This is a genomic window from Streptomyces sp. ISL-10 (genome assembly GCF_018614575.1).
Lineage (GTDB): Bacteria > Actinomycetota > Actinomycetes > Streptomycetales > Streptomycetaceae > Streptomyces.
This window is the reverse complement of the sequence record NZ_JAGGOJ010000016.1, coordinates 37,490-57,037: the sequence shown is the minus strand read 5'-3', so window position 1 is coordinate 57,037 and position 19,548 is coordinate 37,490. Positions and strand designations below refer to the sequence as shown.

Here is a 19,548-nt window from a genome sequence, read left to right as displayed (position 1 = left end):
GCGCCCCACAGCACGGCGTCACGCGCCGCGCAGCACCGCTCCCGTGCGCTCCGACGTCAGCGCCACCGCCGCGTCCCGGGCCGCCGACGCCTCGTCGACCGTCAGGGTGCGGTCCGCCGCACGGAACCGGAGCGCGTACGCCAGGGACTTGCGGCCCGCGCCGACCTGCTCGCCGGTGAAGACGTCGAACAGCCGGATGGACTCCAGCAGTTGGCCGGCACCCTCGCGCAGAGCGGCCTCCACGTCGGCCGCCGGCACGTCGTCCGCGACGACCAGTGCGACGTCCTGCGTGGCCACCGGGAAGGTGGAGATGCTCGGGGCCTTGACGACGCCCTCGGACGCCCGCTCCAGGAGGTCGAGCTCGATCTCCATGGCGCAGGTCCGGTCCGGCAGGTGCAGCGCCTTGAGTACACGCGGGTGCAGCTCACCGGCGTGGCCGACGAGGGTCTCCTCGCCGTCGACCGTCGCGTAGAACGCGGCGCAGCGGCCGGGGTGCCACGGCGCGTGCCGATCGGCGCGGACCGTGAGCTCGACACCGGCCTCGCGGCCGAGCAGCCGCGCCGCCTCGACGGCGTCCGCCCAGTCGGCCGGGCGGCCCTTGCCCCACCAGCCGGCCTGCTCGCGGGCGCCCGCGAGGACGACGGCGGCACGGCGCGGCTGACGCGGCAGGGCCGCGTTCAGCGTGGCGATCTCCTCGTCGGTGGGACGGCGGTCGACGGGCAGCCGGACCGCGCGGACCTCCTCGCCGGTCGGCCGGAAGACCAGGCCGGTCTCGAAGAGCGCGAGGTCGTGGCTGCCGCGCCCGTCATTGCGCCGCAAGGCGGCGAGCAGCCCGGGCAGCAGCGTGGTGCGCAGCGCCGGCTCCTCGTCGGAGAGCGGATTGACGAGCTTCACCACGCGGCGGCGGGCGTCGTCCGCGTCGAGGCCGAGCTGGTCGAAGACCTGCTCGGAGACGAACGGGTAGTTCGGCGCCTCGACGTACCCGGCGCCGGCGAGCGCGCGCCCGACGCGGCGGTGCAGGCGCTGGCGGGCGGTGAGACCGCGGCCGGACGGCGGGGTGGGCAGCGTGGAGGGCAGGTTCTCGTAGCCCTCCAGCCGGATGACCTCTTCGGCGAGGTCGTTCGGCTCGGCGAGGTCGGGCCGCCACGACGGCACGGTGACGACCAGCTCGTCCTGCCCGTAGACGTCGCAGCCGACCTCCTGGAGGCGGCGTACGACCGTCTCGCGGCCGTACGCGACGCCCGCCACGCGGTCGGGGTGGTCCGCCGGCATCGTGACGGTGCGCGGCGCGGTGGGCGCGACGATCTGCGTGACACCCGCTTCGGCGGTGCCGCCCGCGAGCAGCACCAGCAGGTCGACGGTCCGCTGCGCGGCCGCGGCCGCGGCCTCCGGGTCGACGCCGCGCTCGAAGCGCTTGGACGCCTCGGAGGACAGCTTGTGCCTGCGCGCGGTGCGGGCGACGGAGACCGGGTCGAAGTGCGCGGCCTCGATGACGACCTCGGTGGTGCCGGTGATCCGGCCGGTCTCCGGGTCGGGAAGCGCGTCGGCGATCTCGGTGTTGGCACCGCCCATGACGCCCGCGAGGCCGATCGGCCCGCGGTTGTCGGTGATGACCAGGTCCTCGGCATCCAGCACGCGCTTGGCGCCGTCGAGGGTGGTGAGCTTCTCGCCGGGCTCGGCGCGGCGCACCCCGATCGGCCCGTCGAGACGGGAGCGGTCGTAGGCGTGCAGCGGCTGGCCGAGCTCGAGCATCACGTAGTTGGTGATGTCGACGGCGAGCGAGATGGGGCGCATCCCGGCCTTCTGCAGGCGGCGCTGCAGCCAGATCGGGGAGCGGGCCTCGGGCTCGAGTCCGACGACGGTGCGCGCGGTGAAGCGGTCGCAGCCGATGGGGTCGGAGACCGTGACGCCGTAGCCGTAGGAGTTCGGTCCGGGCACGTCGAGCAGCGCCGGGTCGCGCAGCGGCAGGCGGTAGGCGGTGGCCGCCTCACGGGCGACGCCGCGCATCGACAGGGCGTAGCCGCGGTCGGGGGTGACGGCGATGTCGAGGACCTCGTCGACGAGCTCCAGGAGCTCGATCGCGTCGGTGCCGACCTCGTGCTCGGGCGGGAGCACGATGATGCCGCCGCTGCCGTCGTCACCCATGCCGAGCTCGTCGCCCGAGCAGATCATGCCGTGGGACGTACGGCCGTACGTCTTGCGCGCGGCGATCGCGAAGTCACCGGGCAGCACGGCGCCGGGGAGGACCACGACGACCTTGTCGCCGACGGAGAAGTTGCGGGCGCCGCAGACGATCTCCTGCGGTTCGCCGGTGCCGTTGGCCGAGCCGACGTCGACGGTGCAGAAGCGGATGGGCTTCTTGAACTCCGTCAGCTCCTCGATGGTCAGCACCTGGCCGACGACGAGGGGGCCCTTGAGCCCGGCGCCGAGCTGCTCGACGGTCTCGACCTCGAGGCCGGCGGCGATGAGCTTGGCCTGGACGTCACGGCCGGTCTCCGTCGCCGGCAGGTCGACGTACTCCCGCAGCCAAGAAAGCGGGACCCGCATCAGATCTCCATCCCGAACGGCCGGGTGAACCGGACGTCACCCTCGACCATGTCTCGCATGTCTTCGACGTTGTGGCGGAACATCAGCATCCGCTCGATGCCGAACCCGAAGGCGAACCCGCTGTACCTGGTGGCGTCGACGCCACAGGCGGTGAGCACCTTGGGGTTGACCATGCCGCAGCCGCCGAGCTCGATCCAGCCCTCGCTGGAGCAGGTGCGGCAGGGCCGGTCCGGGTTGCCGACGGACTCGCCGCGGCACACGTAGCAGACCATGTCCATCTCGGCGGACGGCTCGGTGAAGGGGAAGAAGTTCGGCCGCAGCCGGGTCTTCATGCCCTCGCCGAACAGCGCCTGGACCATGTGGTCGAGGGTGCCCTTGAGGTCGGCCATGGTCAGGCCCTCGTCGACCGCGAGCAGCTCGACCTGGTGGAACACGGGCGTGTGCGTGGCGTCCAGCTCGTCTGTGCGGTAGACCCGGCCGGGGCAGATCACGTACACCGGCGGCTCGCGGTCCAGCATCGACCGGACCTGGACGGGCGACGTGTGCGTGCGCAGCACGACGCCGGAGTCCGATTTTCCGTCGCCGTCGGCGACGAAGAAGGTGTCGTGCTCTCCGCGGGCGGGATGGTCGACGGCGATGTTGAGCGCGTCGAAATTGAGCCACTCGGTCTCGACCTCGGGACCTTCGGCGACCTCGTAGCCCATGGCCACGAAGATGTCCTCGATGCGCTCGGAGAGCGTGGTGAGCGGGTGGCGGGCACCGGCGGGGACGCGGTCGTAGGGCAGCGTGACGTCGACGGACTCCTCGACGAGCACCCGGGCGTCACGCTCGGCCTCCAGCTCGGCCTGGCGGGCGGCCAGCGCCTTGCTGACGGCGCCACGGGCCTGGCCCACGCGCTTGCCGGCCTCGGCCTTGGCCTGCGGCGGCAGCGCGCCGATCTCGCGGTTGGCGAGGGAGAGCGGCGAGGTGCCACCGGTGTGCGCGGTCTTCGCGTGGGCGAGCGCGTCGAGGTCTGCCGCGGCGGCGAAGGCGGCGAGCGCCTCGTCCCGCATGCGCTCGATCTCTTCCGGTTTCAGTGCCTCGACCTCAACAGGGTCGTACGACTTATTGGGTGCGGACATCTCTTCCCGTACTTCCGAATGGGCTGGCTGGGGACCCCGCACGTCGACCAGGGACGACCGAGGACGCAAAGGTGCCAAAGGTCGAGTCTAACGGGGTGCGGGGAGGCGGATGAGCCCGTGGGCTGCCCGGCGGCCTCTACAGGAGGTGGGCCGGAGTGCCGACGGGCAGGATAAATCGGAACTCGGCTCCGCCGCGGGGGCCCCGGCCTACGGTGATCGTGCCGCCGTGCGCCTCGACGATGCCCTTGACGATGTAGAGGCCGAGTCCGGTGCCACCGCGCTTGCTCCCCCGCCAGAAACGGGTGAAGACACGGCCCATCGACTCCTCGGGGATGCCGGGGCCTTCGTCGCTCACGGTGACCGCCGTGCCCTTCTCGTCGTCCTTCGCCGATGCCGGCGCCACCTCGATGGTGACGGTTCCCTCGCCGTGGCGCACCGCATTTTCCAGCAGGTTGCCGAGGACCTGGTCGATCTTGTCGGGGTCGGCCCACAGGTCCGGCAGCCCTGGCCGGATGCGGACGAGGAACCGGTCGGGCTCCTGGCCGGCGGCTATGTGCGCCTGGACGTGGCGGCCGACGGCGGTGGCGATGTCGACGGGCTGGCGGCGCACCTCGAGCCGGCCGGAGTCGATGCGGGAGATGTCGAGGAGTTCGGCGATGAGCCGGGTGACCCGGCCCGCGTCGGCGTCGACGGTCTCCAGCATCAGCCGCTTCTGGTCGTCGGTGAACCTCTCCCATTTGGCGAGGAGGGTCGCCGTGAAGCCCTTGACGGAGGTCAGGGGGGAACGCAGCTCATGGGCGACGGTCGCGATCAGCTCGGCGTGACTGCGTTCGGTACGGCGCCGGGCTTCGGTGCCGCGGAGGCTGACGACGAGCCTGCGCAGCGGGCCTGTGGGCACGTCGCGCACGAAACGGGCGGACACGAGGACCTCGCGGCCGCCGGGGAGCAGCAGATTGCGCTCGGGCTGGCCGACGCGGGTGGCGAGCCCGCCGTAGGGGTCGGTCAGGGTCCACCATCGGCGGCCCTTGAGGTCCTCCAGCGGCAGGGCGCGCTCCAGCGGCGCGCCGATGGCCTCGGCCTTGGGGAGGGCGGTGATGCGCACGGCGGCCTCGTTGAAGCACACGACGCGGCCGGTCTCGTCGGCGACGACCAGCCCGTCGGGGAGGTCGTCGGGGTCGATCGCGGACACGGCCCCGGACGCCTCGGGACCGCCGTTTCGGCGCGGGAAGGCCTCCGGCGTGCGGTTCGGCCTGCTGGTCCCGACGGTCATGTCCCCGTATCCCACCTCTCTGCTGCCGAGTGGGCCCGAGCTCGTCACCCTACTAGCTGAACGTGACGTGGCGGACCCCCTGAGCGAGTAGTCGCTCAGCGGGCGGCGTCCCTGGCCCGGGCCCGCTGGGCGCGCGCCGAGGCATAGAGACATACGGCGGCGGCGGTGGCCAGGTTCAGACTCTCCGCCTTGCCGTGGATGGGGACGCGTACGACGGCGTCGGCGAGCGCGCGGGTCTCGGCAGGCAGGCCCCACGCCTCGTTGCCGAAGATCCACGCGGTGGGACCGCCCATGGTCCCGGCGTCGAGTTCGTCGTCGAGGTCGTCGTCGCCCGCGCCGTCGGCGGCGAGTACGCGCACGCCCGCCTCCTTCAGGCCCCGGACTGCCTGTTCGACGGGGACGCCCACGGCGACCGGCAGATGGAAGTGCGAACCGACCGACGCCCGCACGGACTTGGGGTTGTACAGGTCCACCGAGGCGTCGGTGAGGACGACGGCGTCGGCGCCCGCGGCATCGGCGCAGCGCAGGACGGTGCCCGCGTTGCCGGGGTCGCGTACATGGGCGAGGACGGCGACGAGCTTGGGGCGCGCGGCGAGGATGTCCTCGAAGGGCGAGTCCAGGAACCGGCAGACGCCGACGAGCCCCTGCGGGGTGACCGTCTGGGAGACCTCGGCGAGCACGGTGTCGGCGGCGTGGTGCACGCGGGCACCCGCAGCGCGGGCGGCGTCGACGATGTCGGCGTACCGCTCGGCGGCCTCGACGGTGGTGAACAGCTCGACGAGGGTGGGTTCGCCGTCGGGCCCTCGGTGGGCAACGGCCTCACGGACGGCCTGCGGCCCCTCGGCGATGAACAGCCGGTCCTTGCCCCGGAAGTTCCGCTTGGCGAGCCGCCGCGCGGCGGCGACACGCGGGGAACGCGGGGAGATGAGCTCGGGGGTGGGCATGGGTGCCTGTGGCTCTCTGACTCGGTCCGGATGTGGGAAGGCGGTCGCGGGGCGGGCCCGGGCGGGCGCTCGATGCGGGAGCGGGGCGGGATCGCCTCTGGGGGCGCTCGACCGTGGTGCGGGGCGGCCGGGTCCCCTCCCGTGGGGCGCTGCCGGGGCCGGTCGGCGGAGGCTGCCGTGCCGGGCGGGCCCGCTGCCCGGCGCTCGGCCCCGGTGCGGGTACTGCCCCGTGCGGGTACTGCCCCGGCGGGGCCGGCCGCTAAAGGCTCCCGGGCGGGGCCTCGGGCTCGGCGTCCTGGAGATCGGCCGAACACATCGGACCCGCAGGCCGTGGGGCCTGCGGGTCCGATCGACTTCATACGGCCCCTCGGGGCCGCAGACGCAGCTGTCAGGCAGCCTTGGGCGCGTTGACGTCGCTCGGCAGCGCCTTCTGGGCGACCTCGACGAGCGCGGCGAACGCGTTGGCGTCGTTGACCGCGAGCTCGGCCAGGATCTTGCGGTCCACCTCGACGTTGGCGGCCTTCAGACCCTGGATGAAGCGGTTGTAGGTGATGCCGTTGGCGCGGGCAGCGGCGTTGATGCGCTGGATCCACAGCTGACGGAAGTCGCCCTTGCGCTTCTTGCGGTCGTTGTAGTTGTAGACCAGAGAGTGGGTGACCTGCTCCTTGGCCTTGCGGTACAGGCGCGAACGCTGGCCGCGGTAACCGCTGGCCTGCTCGAGGATCGCCCGGCGCTTCTTGTGGGCGTTGACTGCCCGCTTGACGCGTGCCACTTGTTAACTCCTTGTAGCGGGGCCGTGGTCGGTGATCACACGGCCCGGAAACGAATAGGTCCCGGTCTCGGCGTCCCGTCCCCTGCGCGGGGGACGAAGGACGTCACTTGCCGAGAAGCTTCTTGATCTTCGCGGCGTCGCCCGGGGCCATCTCGGCATTGCCGGTGAGGCGGCGCGTCAGACGGGACGACTTGTGCTCGAGCAGGTGGCGCTTGCCGGCACGCTCACGGAGCACCTTGCCGGAGCCGGTGATCTTGAAGCGCTTCTTGGAACCGCTGTGCGTCTTGTTCTTCGGCATCGCGCCGTATCTCCTCATCAGTGGCGCTCCCCCGGTGCGGGCACCGGACTGCGGGAGCGTCAGATCTTCGTTGTGGATTCCGGTCGGGACCCAGGGCCGCCTGTCCGGCAGCCCCGCGGGTCACCCCTCGGAGGATGTGTCGGCCGAAGCGTCGTCGGAGCCCTGGTCCTGCGGGCCCTGGCGCTCCGCCTTGCGTGCGGCCTGGGCCTCACGCGCCTCGGCCATGGCCTCGGTCTTCTTCTTGTGCGGGCCGAGAACCATGATCATGTTCCGGCCGTCCTGCTTCGGGTTCGACTCGATGAAGCCGAGGTCCTCGACGTCCGCCGCGAGACGCTGCAGAAGTCGGAAGCCAAGTTCGGGGCGGGACTGCTCACGACCACGGAACATGATCGTGATCTTGACCTTGTCGCCCTGCTTGAGGAACCGGACGACGTGACCCTTCTTGGTGTCATAGTCGTGCGGGTCGATCTTCGGCCGGAGCTTCATCTCCTTGATGACCGTGTGCGCCTGGTTCTTGCGCGCTTCACGGGCCTTCATGGCCGACTCGTACTTGAACTTCCCGTAGTCCATGAGCTTGCACACGGGCGGACGGGCGTTCGCCGCGACCTCGACCAGGTCGAGGTCGTACTCCTGCGCAAGCTCCAGGGCCTTGGCAAGCGGAACAATCCCGACCTGCTCGCCGCTGGGACCGACAAGTCGCACCTCGGGAACGCGAATCCGGTCGTTGATGCGGGGCTCGGCGCTGATGGATCCTCCTAAGTAGCACCACACGACCGCCTGGCAGACAGCCGCGTAACGTCTGTTTCGTCAGACCAACCGCGCCGGAACATGAAAAATGCCCCGGACGGGACACAGGCGGCTGCTCCAATGAATACCGGAGCACCGCCGCGGTGACCGCGGGGCGCACATCGGGCGACTTCCATCGTCCGTACGGAACGATGGGCGCCGCCTGACCGGTGACCCGCCGCCCGGAGGGCGGCCAGGTGGGAGATCGGAGCCTCCACTTGTGGGCCGGACACGCAGATGTCCAGCCGGTCGTCACACCAGGCTAGCAGCTCCCGGGGGATGCGGCTAACCGGTGGCCGCGGCGGTGACCTGGGCGGCGGGGCATATCGTGTGGGCCATGAGTGACGCGACCTCCCCCCAAGAGCCCTCTCCCGCCGAGGCCCCCGACTTCGACGCCATGACCCGCGACATCGCCGAGGTGCCCGCGGTCGAGGTGATCGTCACGGTCGCCGTCAATCTGATGAGCGCCGCCGCCGTCAAGCTCGGTCTGACCGAGGACGCGGAAGACCACAAGGACCTCGACGAGGCCCGCAAGCTGGTGCACGCGCTGGCCGGTCTGCTCGACGCGAGCACGACCGAGATCAGTTCCTTCCACGCTGCTCCGCTGCGGGACGGGCTGAAGTCGCTCCAGCTCGCCTTCCGCGAGGCGTCGCTGGTGCCGGACGAGCCGGGCCAGGGTCCGGGTGAGAAGTACACCGGCCCGGTCTACGGCTGAGCCACTCCTCGCCGAGTTGCTCCTTGACACAGCGGAGCTGCTCGATGCAGCGGAGCTACTCCTTGATGTAGAAGGGCCCGCCCGCAGGGGTGGCCCCGGCCGGCAGCAGCGCCAGGTCGAGGCCCCGCACCAGGCGGGCCCTCAGTACGTCGTGGGCCGCCAGCGCCTCGGCGACCCGGCGCCCCGCCTCGGCCGGGACCGCGTCCGGCACGAGCACCAGCGCGAGCATGCCGTCCGCGTCCCGGCCGGGCCCCAGGTGGGCGCGCAGCACGGCCGGCTCGGCCGCCAGCGTGTCGCGTACGGCGGCGGTGACGGCCGGGTCGGCGAGCGGATCGGTGCTGGTGCGTCCCTCGGCGAGCGCGAGCAGGGCGTGTCCGGTCACCTGGTACGGGACGGGGCCCGCCAGGTCGACGACGAGCGTGTCCGCCTTCTCGTGGGCTGCCGCCTGCAGGGCCTGGTGCAACGGGACGGCGACGGGTCGGGCCTCGTGGTCCCAGCGGGCGAGCGAGGCGATCGAGGTGAACACGGGCAGGGCGCGCCGGTCACCCGCGGTCAGCGTGGGGACGGCCATGTCGCTGGTCTTCTCGCGGCGCAGGCCGTTCTCGTCCTCCTCCACCTCGCCGAGCACGGCGACGACGGGGACGAGGAGCCGGGCGCCCCTGAGCGCCTCCAGCACGGGCTGTTCGGCGGTGCGGTCCTCGGCCCAGGCGGCGAGTGCCGCCTCGAGGACGGGGTCGGCGGTGCCGTCGTCGTCGGAGAAGCCGGGGTCCGGAATGTTCTTGAGCGCCACGCGTCGAGCCTAACCTCCTGCTCGTCGCCGCCGGCGGGCACGTCCGGTCAGCGGTAGCCGCCCTGGCCGCGCCGGCCGCCGCTCCACAGCACGACGGCCGCGGCCAGGGTCAGCACGCCCAGTCCGCCGACCACGGGGGCGAGCCAGCTCGCCGGTTCGCCGCCGTCGCCTTCCGGGTCGGGGCCGCGGCCGAAGTACGGCTTGTCGTAGCCCGACGTCGCCGCTTTCAGGTCGGCGGGGCGCAGGCGCCTGCCTTCACTGATCGCCGCTGCCGGGTCGACGAGGCCGTACCCGCGGGAGTCGTCACGGCCGCCCTTGGGCGCGTTGCGGGCCGTATCGCGCAGCAGCTTCTTGATCTGGGCGGGGGTGAGGGCGGGGTGGGCGGCCCGGACGAGGGCGACGGCGCCGGAGACGAAGGCGGCCGCGGCACTGGTGCCCCAGCCCTGGTAGTACTTGCGGTCCGGGTCTGCGAGCACGACGTCGACGCCGGGAGCGCTGACCGTGGCGTACCAACGGCGCGTGGAGAAGGCGGCGTGCGTCCCGAAGCGGTCGACGGCGGTCACCGCGATCACGCCCGGATACGCGGCCGGGTAGGAGATGTGGTCCCCCTTCTCGCCGCCGTTGCCCGCGGAGGCGACGACGACGGCGCCTTTGGAGAGGGCGTACTGGACGGCGGCGTCCTCACCGGCTTCGGGATGGGCGGACTTGCTGTCGTCGCCGAGGGAGAGGTTGATGACGTCCGCGCCCTGGTCGGCTGCCCAGCGGATGCCCTGGGCGAGGGCGGTGCCGCGGGACTTGCGGGCCCGGTCGCGTGCCTTGTCGCTGCCCTCGAGGATGACGCGGACCGGGAGGATCCTCGCCTCCGGGGCGATGCCGAGGACACCGGACTCCCGGCCGAGACCGTGCCCGCGGGCGGCGATGATCCCCGCCATCGCGGTGCCGTGGCGGGCCCAGGCGCGGTCACCGCGCTGAGCGCCGAAGCCGATGAAGTCCTTGCCTGGCAACACGGAACCGGCGAGGTCGGGATGCTGGTCGTCCACGCCCGTGTCCAGGACGGCGACCGTGATGCCCTTCCCCTTGGTCGTCCGCCAGGCCTGCTCGGTGTGGAGGGCGTCGAGGCCCCACTGCTGGGCGCGAATGGCGTCGGCGTGCGCCGGCGTCGCGGCGGGCAGCACGGTGAAGGCCGCGGCCGCGAGTGCAGCGACGAGGCGGTGGCGGCGCAGGGGGAGGCTCATTCCGTCTTCTCCGTGGCCCGGCCGACGGCGATGCGCAGGCCCCGTTCGATGCGGTCGGCGATGCCGGCGGTGTCGTGGCCGAGCCCGGACTGGGCGGGTGCCGTCGTCGCCCCTTCCGCCTTCGCCTCGTCGGCGGGCTGCGGGTCGGTGACGGGCCTGCCGTCGGCAAACCCGGAGACGGCGTAGACGACGACGGGCGCCTCGGTCACGACGTCGACGGTCCAGCTGGCGCGCTGTTCCTCGCCGAAACCGGCCGCGACGGTGCCCTTGGCCGGCAGGGTCCGGGGCATCAGGTCCGTGCGCTCGCCGAGCCCTTCGGTGGCGAACCGGTTGTGCAGCGCGAGCATGTCGTCCCGTTCGGCCTCGGTGAAGACCAGACCGACGGTGGTGACGCTGCTGGAAGTGGCATCGGTGTACGTGGCGCGCAGCACGCGAGCGCAGCCGACCGGCTCCAGGGTCTTGACGAGCAGCGGGTCGAGCGCGGGTGCGCAGCCGCTGTCGGGTGCGACGGCGATCCGCGTCCAGACCCGGTCGGCGCCGCCGGGTCCGGCGCCGTCTCCCTTGAGAGTGCGCGGGAACAGCGTGTCCACGGGGACGCTGTGCCAGGTCGTGCGCACCTTGGCGTACGTGTCCTGCTCGGCGGTGTCGGCGCTGGAGTCGTCGGTGAGCCACAACCCGGTCACGGCGCCCCCGATGAGTCCGAGCCCGAGGACGGCACAGGCCACGGCGGCGGCGGTCCGCGCGGGGTGGCGGGTACGCACGGGTCGCAGCCGGGTGGTCATTTCGGCGGGCGCCTCGGGCGGGGCCCAGTGGTGGGCGGGCGGCCGGGGCGCACCGGGCCGCGGCGTCATGTCGACGTGCCCGACGGGCCGCCGCCGGGGTACCGGGGGCACGAGGGGCGCGGCTTGGGGCGCGGGGGCGGATGTCGTGGGCGCAGGCGCGGCTTGGGGCGCGGGCGCGGGCGCGGCCTGGCGCGCCGCCGCCGGGGCAGGTGCGGGTGCTGTGGGACGCAGGCGGGTGGTGGTCTCGACGTCGGGGATGTTCCCGTCACGGCCGCTCTCGGGTGCTGCCGAGGGAGCGTTCGCGGGCGGCAGCGGCACCCTCGCCGCGGCAGCTCGGTCGCCGCCCGCGGGCGGCGCGGTGCGCTGCGGGACTGGGGGCGTGGTCTGTTGCGGGGCGGGCGTCGCCGAGGAGGGCGGCGTGGTCTGCTGCGGGGGCACGGCCGGAGTGGACGCACTCGATCCGCCCGGCGCGGGCGCGGTACGGATGGGCCGCGCGGGCGCGTCAGCCGCGGGCGCGCTGCGCTCCGGGGCGGGCGGTGCCGTGCGCTCCGGGGCCGGCGTTGCCGGTACGGGCGGCGCAGCCTTCTGCGGGGGCACGGCCGGGCGGGACGCACTCCCCTGTTCCCCCGGGGCCGGCGGCGCGGTGCGCTGCAGAGACACCGTCGGACGGGACGCATCCGGTCCGCCCGTGGCGGGCGCGGGCTGCGCCGGGTGCTCCGGCGACGCATCCGGCCGGTCCGTGGCCGGCGACTCGGGCGGGGCGGGCGGGGCGGGCGGGAAGATCGCTTCGGTGATACGGGAGCGAGGCGGGGGCTGGGCGCCGGAAGGGCGTTGCGCCTCCGTGCTCATTCCGCCCCCCGTTACTCGCCACGTACCACCGAACGGATAACCGTTCGAGGCAGGCCTGTTCGCCACCTCGTGCAGGCCACTGTGCCTGTCACTCTAACGGGCTGCGGTCGGCTCGACCTCCATGCGCCCGGCGGTCCGGGGGATCTGCCCAGAACATCCCCTACCTCGGAGTAATCGAGTCTGGCAAGCTCGGTCCATGACTCCCCGTGCCGCAGACCGGGCCCGCTACGACAAGGCCACCGCGCATCTGGACGCACCCCTCGCGATCGTCGATCTCGCGGCCTTCGACGCCAACGCCGACGACCTCGTCCGCCGGGCCGGGGGCAAGCCGGTCCGGGTGGCGAGCAAGTCGGTGCGGTGCCGGACCCTGTTGGAGCGTGTACTGGCACGCGACGGCTTCGCCGGGATCATGTCGTTCACCCTTGACGAGTCGCTGTGGCTGGCGCGGGCCGGGTTCGACGACGTGCTGCTTGCGTATCCGTCCGCGGACCGGGCCGGCTTCGCGGAGCTCGCGGGAGATCCCAAACTGGCGGAGGCCGTGACCGTGATGGTCGACGACCTCGCCCAGCTGGACCTCATCGACCGGTCCCGCGCGGGCGGCAAGGAGGAGATCCGGGTCTGTCTGGAGCTGGACACGGCCCTGCATCTGCTGGGCGGGCGGATACGGGTCGGCGCGCGGCGGTCGCCGCTGCGCGAGCCCGCCCAACTGGCCGAGATCGCCCGGTCGATCACGCGGCGGCCGGGTTTCCGGCTGGTCGGGCTCATGGCGTACGAGGGGCACATCGCGGGGGTGGGGGACTCCGTCGCCGGTTCGCCGCTGCGCTCCCGGGCCGTGCGGCTGATGCAGCGTGCCGCCCGGACCGAGCTCGCCGCCCGGCGGGCGGCCGTGGTGCGCGCGGTGCGGGCGGTGTCGCCCGATCTGGAGTTCGTCAACGGTGGCGGGACCGGGAGCGTCCAGCACACGGCGGCCGAGGACGCGGTCACGGAGATCGCGGCCGGTTCGGGTCTGTATGTGCCGCGGTTGTTCGACAACTACACCTCCTTCATCGGCCGTCCGGCCGCGCTGTTCGCTCAGCCCGTCGTCCGTCGGCCGGGCGTGGGGGTGGTGACCGTGCTCGGTGGGGGTTATCCCGCCTCCGGTGCGGCGGGGGCCGATCGGCTGCCCGTGCCCTTTCTCCCGGAGGGCCTGCGCTACGACCCCCAGGAGGGGGCGGGTGAGGTGCAGACACCGCTGATCGGACACGCGGCCGACGATCTGCTGATCGGCGACAAGGTGTGGTTCCGCCACGCGAAGGCCGGGGAGCTGTGCGAGCGCTTCGACACCCTGCACCTGCTGGAAGACGACCGGGTGTCGGGCACCGCGGCGACCTACCGGGGCGAGGGCCGCACCTTCCTGTAGGGCAACACCTCCTGCCGGCTGGTCAGTACGCCACGGTGAACCGCGTCCGCCGGTGCCGGGGGTGCTCGGCCTCGTCCAGCAGCGCCACCGCGAAGTCCTCCATGGATATGAAGGACCGGCCGTCGCTGTCGGCGAGCAGTTCGTCGCCGCCGAGGCGGTAGTCACCGGTGCGCTCGCCGGGCTCCAGGAGCGCCGGCGGACTGAGATACGTCCAGTCCGCGCCCGCTCCGGCCGCCCGGCAGGCATCGAGCTGCGCGGTACAGGCGGTGGCGATCGGGCCCAACTCGGCGGGAAAGTCCGGGCCTTCGGCCAGTGTGAGCGGCCCCTTGCCGGGGAGCGTGAGCGACGCGGCGCCGCCGACGACGAGAAGCCGGACGCCGGTGCGGGCGACCCCCGCGAGCAGCGCCTCGGTGGTCACCACCAGATCCCGCTCCCGGCCGGGTGCCGGTCGTGTCGCACTGATCACCACGTCCTGCCCGGCACTCGCCCTGGCGACGGCGTCCGTGTCGTCGGCGTCGGCCACGAGCGGCCAAGCCCGGTGCGGCAGTTCCGCGCAGCGGGCCGGGTCCCTGACGACGGCGGTGACGGCATGCCCCCTAGACAGCGCCTCGGCCACCGTCCTTCGTCCGACGTTCCCCGCTGCTCCGAAGACGGTCATACGCACGGCCGGGCTCCTTGCTGTTGTGATCGGTTACCGGCGGACGCCGGGGCGGCGCCGGGCACGGAGGGCGGGACGGCGGCCGGGGGGGCGGTGCCCTCGGCGGGTGCCGCGCGAGGTGTCCCCCTCTGCCTCTGCGCCGCAATGAGCGCGGCGATGACGACGATTGCGCCGACGGCCTGGAGTCCGTTGAGCCGCTCGCCGGCGACGATCAGGCCCAGCACGGTCGCCACCAGCGGACTGAGCAGCCCGAGGAAGGAGACCGCGGTCGGCGGCAGCGCCCGGATGCCCCGGAACCACAGCGCGTGCGCGACGGCCGCCCCCACGAGCGACAGGTAGGCGTACCCCAGGAGGTTCTGTGCGGTCAGGGCGGCCGGCGGCGGGCCTTCGACGATCAGGGCCACCGGGAGCAGCAGCAGTCCGCCCCCGGCGAGCTGCCACCCGGTCGTGGCGAGCAGCGGCGCGGGAGAGGTCCACCGCTTGGCGAGGACCACGCCGGTGGCCATCACCAGAGCGCCGCCGAGGGCGGCCGCGACGCCGAGCGTGTCCAGCCGGGCATCGGCCCGCAGGACGAGCAGGCTGACACCGGCGATCCCCGCGAAGCCCGCGAGCGCGGTGCGCACGGTGAGGCGGTCACCGAGGAGCGCGGCCGACAGTCCTGCGGCGAGCAGGGGCTGCACGGCGCCGACGGTGGCGGCGACTCCGCCCGGCAGGCGGTAGGCGGCGACGAAGAGGAGCGCGAAGAACACGCCTATGTTCAGCGCGCCGAGGACGAGCGCACGCCACCACCAGATGCCCTGCGGGAGTCGCCGGGTGACGGCGACGAGCAGCAGGCCGGCGGGCAGCGCACGGATCACCGCGGCGAGCAGCGGCCGCCCGGGAGGCAGCAGCTCCGTCGTGACGAGGTAGGTGGTGCCCCAGATGACGGGTGCCAGCGCGGTCAGCACCACGACCCCGAGTCGCTTGCTTCTCAATAAATTACTTAGCACTAAGCCAAAGTAACTCATCGCTAAGACATTGGCTAGACTCTCCTCATGGCAGACCACGTGGATCTCGTACTGCGACAGTGGGGAGCCCAGCGCCCCGACCTGGACGTGTCACCCATGGCCGTGATCGGGCGCCTGTCGCGCCTCTCCCGGCTGATCGGCTCGGAGCTCTCGCAGACATTCGCCGCGCACGGCCTGGACCGGGCCGCCTTCGACGTGCTTGCCACCCTGCGGCGCAGCGGACCGGAGCATCGCCTCACCCCCGCGGCGCTGATGCGGTCGGCGATGGTCACATCGGGGGCCATCACCCAGCGACTCGACCGGTTGCAGGCACGCGGTCTGGTCACGCGCACGCCGAGCGAGGCGGACGGGCGCGTCGTCCACGTCTCGCTCACCCCGGCGGGTCTCGAGCTCGTCGACCGGGTCCTCCCCGACCACCTCGCCACCGAGAACCGGGTGCTGGGCGCGCTGGACGAGGCCGGCCGCCGGACCCTCGCCGGCCTGCTGCGCGACCTGCTGGAGTCCCTCGGCGACGCGCTCCCCGCCCAGTCAGCCGGATACACGGACCCCTCGGGTTATGAGAATGAGTTCTGCGAAAATCCGTCGCAGGACTTCTCGGACGGGCCGTTGCACATCGAGTACGCGGGGCACGGCACCGCACAGACGCGGCGAGGCGGCGGACGCCCGAAAGTGATCGACGACGAGATGCTCGCCACGGCCCGTGCACTGCGCGACCGGGGGGTGCCGGTCCCCGAGATCGCCGGACGGCTCACCATCAAGGCGGGGAAGAACGCGGGCAGGCACCCCTCGATCGCCTCGCTCTACCGTGCACTCGCCGAGTGAGTGCCGCCCGTGAGCGGCGGGAGCCCTGCCCCCGCCGCTCACGGGCGGGCGGCCCTGGCCGGCACCCGCTCAGGAGCGGGCGGCCGACCCGGCCGCGGCCCGTCGCGGGCCCGCCGTCCGCGGTCCGCGGTCCGCGGTCCGTGGTCCGTGGTCCGGCAGGAGCCCCGGACCACGGGCTCGGGTCATCCTGATCAAGAGCTCGGGTCTCCGGGCCACGAGCTCGGATCACCCCGGCCACGGCGACGTGCGTCGACCCCGGCCACAGCGACTGCGTCGCCCCGGGCCCACGGTGACGTGGTGTCAGCCGGGCCCGATGCTGCTGCCGACGCCGCCGCTGGTGGCGTCGCCGATCGGGCGGATGCTGGACGCGATCCTGTCCATGTCGGCGAGCGGGGGGCCTTCCGGTCCGGCGTCGAAGGCGAAGCGCACGACCACCAGTGCCTCGGTCCCGATGTGGGACGGAAAGACGAGCGACTGCACATAGCCGCCGGGGCCCGCCCCGGTGACGACGCGCCAGCGGACCAGGTATCCGGAGCGTCCGGCGACGGCGAAGTTCTGCGACTTCACGACGGTGTGCGACGTGATGCCGTCGTGGATGCGGGTGCCGAGCGCGTCCTCGTCGTACGCCTCCTCGGCCGCCTTCTCGACGTCCTGCTCGGCCACGGCCTTCGGTGTGCTCGCACCGCCGGACGGGGTCGCCGTCATGGAGGTCACCCGGCCGTGGCGACAGATCGAGGAACCGCCGCCGGGACAGTCGTAGGTGACGTCGGTGTACATCGTCGTGCCGGAGCCGAGAACGCCGCTGGATTTCTCCCAGCCCTCCGGGATGGGCATGGTGATGCCGTTGAGCTGGTCGACGAGCTCCCCGGACTCGTCGGCGGTGGCGGTGGGCGATGCGCTCTGCTCGGGGCCGGACGTCACCGGAGCGGAGGTGGCGGACGTGGCCGCCGCCCCGGGCGTGCCCGGGTCGTCGTCGTTGCCGAGCAGTACGGCCGCGGTGGCCACAGCTGCGACGAGCACGGCACCGGCGGCGGCCAGCGCGACGACGGGGCGCCTGCCCCCGCCCGGGCCGCCGGTCGCGGGGTGCTGCATGGGCCCGGTGTGCGGCCCGAACCCGCCGGACGGCGCGGAGGCGACCCCGGCGCCCTGCCCGGGGCCAGGACCGGGACCGTACGCCGACGGCGCCGGCCCGTACGGCTGCGACGCCGCGGTGTCCCAGGGTGCCTGGGCCGCGCGCGAGTGCGCGGACCAGGCCGAGCCGTCCCACCACCGTTCGGTGCCGGGCGCCTGCGGGTCCGGATACCAGCCTGGGGGTCCCCCCGCGCCGCCAGGCGTAGGGGGAGGGGTCGTCATGCTCATCCGGACACCCTATGCGGGGCCACCAACAGGGCTACACAGGGGTGACGTACGCCCCGGAGATGCCGCCGTCGACCAGGAAGTCGGTGGCGTTGACGAACGACGAGTCGTCGCTGGCGAGGAACGCGACCGCGGCAGCGATCTCCTCGGCCTCCGCGAAGCGCCCGACCGGGATGTGCACGAGGCGGCGGGCCGCCCGCTCCGGGTCCTTGGCGAACAGCTCCTGGAGCAGCGGGGTGTTGACCGGTCCGGGGCACAGCGCGTTCACACGGATGCCCTCGCGGGCGAACTGCACGCCCAGCTCGCGAGACATCGCCAGCACGCCGCCCTTGGAGGCGGTGTACGAGATCTGCGAGGTCGCGGCGCCCATGCGCGCCACGAAGGAGGCGGTGTTGATGATCGAGCCCTTCCCCTGCTGCCGCATGTAGGGGATGGCCGCCTTGCAGCAGAGGTAGACCGACGTCAGGTTGACCTCCTGCACGCGCTTCCACGCCTCCAGGCCGGTCTCGAGGATCGAGTCGTCGTCGGGCGGCGAGATGCCCGCGTTGTTGAACGCGATGTCGACGCTGCCGTAGGTGTCGTACGCCGTCTTGAACAGCGCCTCGACCTGCTCGGCGTCGGTGACGTCGACGCGTACGAACGTCCCGGCGACCTCGTCGGCCGCCGCCTTGCCGGCGGTCTCGTCGATGTCGCCGCAGACCACGTTCGCGCCCTCGGCGGCCAGCCGGCGCGCGGCGGCGAGGCCGATGCCGCTGCCGGCGCCGGTGATGACTGCGGTGCGGCCCACGAGGCGGCGGCAGATGGGGGTGTCAACGGTCATGGGTGCTCAGGCCTCCGTGCTGATGAAGACGTTCTTGGTCTCGGTGAAAGCGGCGAGGGCGTCGGGGCCGAGTTCGCGGCCGAGGCCGGACTGCTTGTAGCCCCCGAACGGGGTCCAGTAGCGGACGCTGGAGTGGGAGTTGACGGACAGGTTGCCTGCCTGGACCGCTCGCGAGACGCGCAGTGCGCGGCCCACGTCACGGGTCCAGATCGAGCCGGACAGTCCGTACTCGGTGGCGTTGGCGAGCCGTACGGCGTCCTCCTCGTCCTCGAACGGGAGCACGACGGCCACGGGTCCGAAGACTTCTTCCCGGGCGGCGGGCGCGTCGGGCGGGATGTCGGTGAGGACCGTCGGCGGGAACCAGAAGCCGGGCCCCTCGGGGGCCGTGCCGCGGATCGCCTTCACGTCGTCGGGGACGTACGACCGCACCCGGTCCAGCTGGGTACCGGAGATCAGGGGCCCCATCTGGGTCTTCTCGTCCGCCGGGTCGCCCACGACGACGGCTTCGATCGCGGGGGCGAGCAGGTCGAGGAAGCGGTCGTACACCGAGCGCTGCACCAGGATGCGGGTGCGGGCGCAGCAGTCCTGGCCGGAGTTGTCGAGGAAGGACATCGGGGTGGCGGCCACCGCGGCGTCGAGGTCGCTGTCGGCGAAGACGATGTTCGGGCTCTTGCCGCCGAGTTCGAGCGTGACCCGCTTCACGCGGTCCGCGCACTTGGCCATGATCTGCTTGCCGACCCGGGTGGATCCGGTGAAGACGATCTTGGCGACGCCCGGGTGCTCGACCAGTGCGTTGCCAGCGACGTCACCGGCTCCCGGCAGTACCTGGAACAGATGCTCGGGAAGGCCCGCGACGAGCGCGAGTTCGGCCAGCCGCAGCGCGGTGAGCGGGGTGGTCTCGGCGGGCTTGAGCAGCACCGCGTTGCCGGCGGCGAGCGCGGGGGCGGTGCCCCAGGCGGCGATCGGCAGGGGGAAGTTCCACGGCGCGATGACGCCGACGACTCCCAGCGGTTCGAGGACGGTGATGTCGAGGCCGCCGGGCACGGGGATCTGGCGGCCGTTCAGGCGCTCCACTCCCCCGGCCGCGTAGTCGAGGAGGTCGCGGGCGTTGCCCGCCTCCCAGCGGGCGTTGCCGATGGTGTGCCCGGCTTCCAGGACTTCGAGGCGGGCCAGCTCCTCGACGTGGTCGTCGACGACCACGGCGAAGCGCCGCAGCAGCCGGGCCCGGTCGGCGGGGGCGGCCGCCGCCCACTTCCGCTGGGCCGCGGCGGCGCGGCCGACGGCGGCGTCGACCTCGGCGGGCGTGGTCGCCGGGACGCTGCGCACGAGCTCTTCGGTGGCGGGGTTCAGTACGTGGTGCTCGACGGTCAAGGAAGG

Annotated in this window: 18 protein-coding genes and 1 pseudogene; 3 read left to right on the top strand and 16 right to left on the bottom strand. The window is 73.0% G+C overall.

From position 1 onward, the window contains the following. Window positions 1–18: 18 nt before the first annotated feature. The 7 genes from pheT to infC form a co-directional block, all read right to left on the bottom strand. Window positions 19–2,547, bottom strand: a complete 2,529-nt coding sequence (gene pheT / locus J7E88_RS19940; RefSeq protein WP_215182948.1) for a phenylalanine--tRNA ligase subunit beta — start codon at window positions 2,545–2,547, stop codon at window positions 19–21. After that, window positions 2,547–3,668 carry a phenylalanine--tRNA ligase subunit alpha gene (pheS, locus tag J7E88_RS19935; protein WP_215182946.1) on the bottom strand — a complete coding sequence of 374 codons (1,122 nt, stop codon included), beginning with the start codon at window positions 3,666–3,668 and terminating at the stop codon, window positions 2,547–2,549. Before pheS ends, pheT begins: the two co-directional genes overlap by 1 nt. 136 nt (window positions 3,669–3,804) lie before the next feature. Then, the gene (locus tag J7E88_RS19930; protein ID WP_215182944.1) at window positions 3,805–4,938 is read right to left on the bottom strand and encodes an ATP-binding protein; all 1,134 of its coding nucleotides are present in this window, start codon (window positions 4,936–4,938) and stop codon (window positions 3,805–3,807) included. Window positions 4,939–5,033: 95 nt separating this feature from the next. Beyond that, window positions 5,034–5,882 carry an RNA methyltransferase gene (locus J7E88_RS19925; RefSeq protein ID WP_215182942.1) on the bottom strand — a complete coding sequence of 283 codons (849 nt, stop codon included), beginning with the start codon at window positions 5,880–5,882 and terminating at the stop codon, window positions 5,034–5,036. 388 nt (window positions 5,883–6,270) lie between these two features. Further along, complete coding sequence (gene rplT, locus J7E88_RS19920; protein WP_006141703.1) at window positions 6,271–6,654, bottom strand: 50S ribosomal protein L20; 384 nt, start codon at window positions 6,652–6,654, stop codon at window positions 6,271–6,273. A gap of 103 nt (window positions 6,655–6,757) precedes the next feature. After that, the gene (rpmI, locus tag J7E88_RS19915; protein WP_215182940.1) at window positions 6,758–6,952 is read right to left on the bottom strand and encodes a 50S ribosomal protein L35; all 195 of its coding nucleotides are present in this window, start codon (window positions 6,950–6,952) and stop codon (window positions 6,758–6,760) included. 120 nt (window positions 6,953–7,072) lie between these two features. Beyond that, complete coding sequence (gene infC, locus J7E88_RS19910) at window positions 7,073–7,723, bottom strand: translation initiation factor IF-3 (protein ID WP_215182938.1); 651 nt, start codon at window positions 7,721–7,723, stop codon at window positions 7,073–7,075. Between the two features lie 352 nt (window positions 7,724–8,075). Here infC and J7E88_RS19905 point away from each other — a divergent pair, with 352 nt between their 5' ends. After that, window positions 8,076–8,453: a DUF1844 domain-containing protein gene (locus tag J7E88_RS19905; protein WP_215182936.1), complete on the top strand. Its 378-nt coding sequence runs from the start codon at window positions 8,076–8,078 to the stop codon at window positions 8,451–8,453. A 55-nt stretch (window positions 8,454–8,508) separates the two neighbouring features. On the opposite strand, the gene J7E88_RS19900 is transcribed toward J7E88_RS19905, so the two are convergent. From J7E88_RS19900 to J7E88_RS19890, 3 genes are read right to left on the bottom strand one after another with little or no spacing between them, the layout of a single operon-like run. After that, the gene (locus tag J7E88_RS19900) at window positions 8,509–9,243 is read right to left on the bottom strand and encodes an SseB family protein (protein ID WP_215182934.1); all 735 of its coding nucleotides are present in this window, start codon (window positions 9,241–9,243) and stop codon (window positions 8,509–8,511) included. 47 nt (window positions 9,244–9,290) lie between these two features. Further along, window positions 9,291–10,478, bottom strand: coding sequence for a type VII secretion-associated serine protease mycosin (mycP, locus tag J7E88_RS19895; protein WP_215182932.1), 1,188 nt, complete (start codon window positions 10,476–10,478; stop codon window positions 9,291–9,293). Further along, window positions 10,475–11,329 carry a hypothetical protein gene (locus J7E88_RS19890; RefSeq protein ID WP_215183301.1) on the bottom strand — a complete coding sequence of 285 codons (855 nt, stop codon included), beginning with the start codon at window positions 11,327–11,329 and terminating at the stop codon, window positions 10,475–10,477. Before J7E88_RS19890 ends, mycP begins: the two co-directional genes overlap by 4 nt. A gap of 976 nt (window positions 11,330–12,305) precedes the next feature. On the opposite strand from J7E88_RS19890, the gene J7E88_RS19885 reads away from it, so the two are divergent. Continuing rightward, the gene (locus tag J7E88_RS19885; protein WP_215182930.1) at window positions 12,306–13,508 is read left to right on the top strand and encodes an amino acid deaminase/aldolase; all 1,203 of its coding nucleotides are present in this window, start codon (window positions 12,306–12,308) and stop codon (window positions 13,506–13,508) included. A gap of 22 nt (window positions 13,509–13,530) precedes the next feature. Here J7E88_RS19885 and J7E88_RS19880 read toward each other — a convergent pair whose 3' ends face one another. Both J7E88_RS19880 and J7E88_RS19875 read right to left on the bottom strand, forming a co-directional pair. Beyond that, a complete protein-coding gene (locus tag J7E88_RS19880; protein ID WP_251022933.1) occupies window positions 13,531–14,166 on the bottom strand; it encodes an NAD(P)H-binding protein in 636 nt (211 codons plus the stop codon). Further along, on the bottom strand, window positions 14,163–15,140 hold the full coding sequence (locus J7E88_RS19875) for an EamA family transporter (RefSeq protein WP_251022912.1): 978 nt from the start codon (window positions 15,138–15,140) through the stop codon (window positions 14,163–14,165). The genes J7E88_RS19880 and J7E88_RS19875 overlap by 4 nt, the downstream gene beginning before the upstream one ends. Window positions 15,141–15,200: 60 nt before the next feature. On the opposite strand from J7E88_RS19875, the gene J7E88_RS37105 reads away from it, so the two are divergent. Beyond that, window positions 15,201–15,995 carry a MarR family transcriptional regulator gene (locus tag J7E88_RS37105; RefSeq protein WP_215182924.1) on the top strand — a complete coding sequence of 265 codons (795 nt, stop codon included), beginning with the start codon at window positions 15,201–15,203 and terminating at the stop codon, window positions 15,993–15,995. Window positions 15,996–16,295: 300 nt separating this feature from the next. Here J7E88_RS37105 and J7E88_RS19865 read toward each other — a convergent pair whose 3' ends face one another. The 4 genes and pseudogenes from J7E88_RS19865 to J7E88_RS19855 all read right to left on the bottom strand — a co-directional run bounded on the left by J7E88_RS19865 (window position 16,296) and on the right by J7E88_RS19855 (window position 19,542). Next, window positions 16,296–17,087 carry a hypothetical protein gene (locus J7E88_RS19865; RefSeq protein ID WP_308307561.1) on the bottom strand — a complete coding sequence of 264 codons (792 nt, stop codon included), beginning with the start codon at window positions 17,085–17,087 and terminating at the stop codon, window positions 16,296–16,298. A 138-nt stretch (window positions 17,088–17,225) separates the two neighbouring features. After that, window positions 17,226–17,348 (bottom strand): annotated as a pseudogene (locus tag J7E88_RS37100) (DUF2510 domain-containing protein); the annotation flags it as partial. Window positions 17,349–17,385: 37 nt separating this feature from the next. After that, the gene (locus J7E88_RS19860; protein ID WP_215182922.1) at window positions 17,386–18,171 is read right to left on the bottom strand and encodes a 3-oxoacyl-ACP reductase; all 786 of its coding nucleotides are present in this window, start codon (window positions 18,169–18,171) and stop codon (window positions 17,386–17,388) included. A gap of 6 nt (window positions 18,172–18,177) precedes the next feature. After that, window positions 18,178–19,542, bottom strand: coding sequence for an aldehyde dehydrogenase (locus J7E88_RS19855; RefSeq protein ID WP_215182920.1), 1,365 nt, complete (start codon window positions 19,540–19,542; stop codon window positions 18,178–18,180). Between the last annotated feature and the right edge of the window lie 6 nt (window positions 19,543–19,548).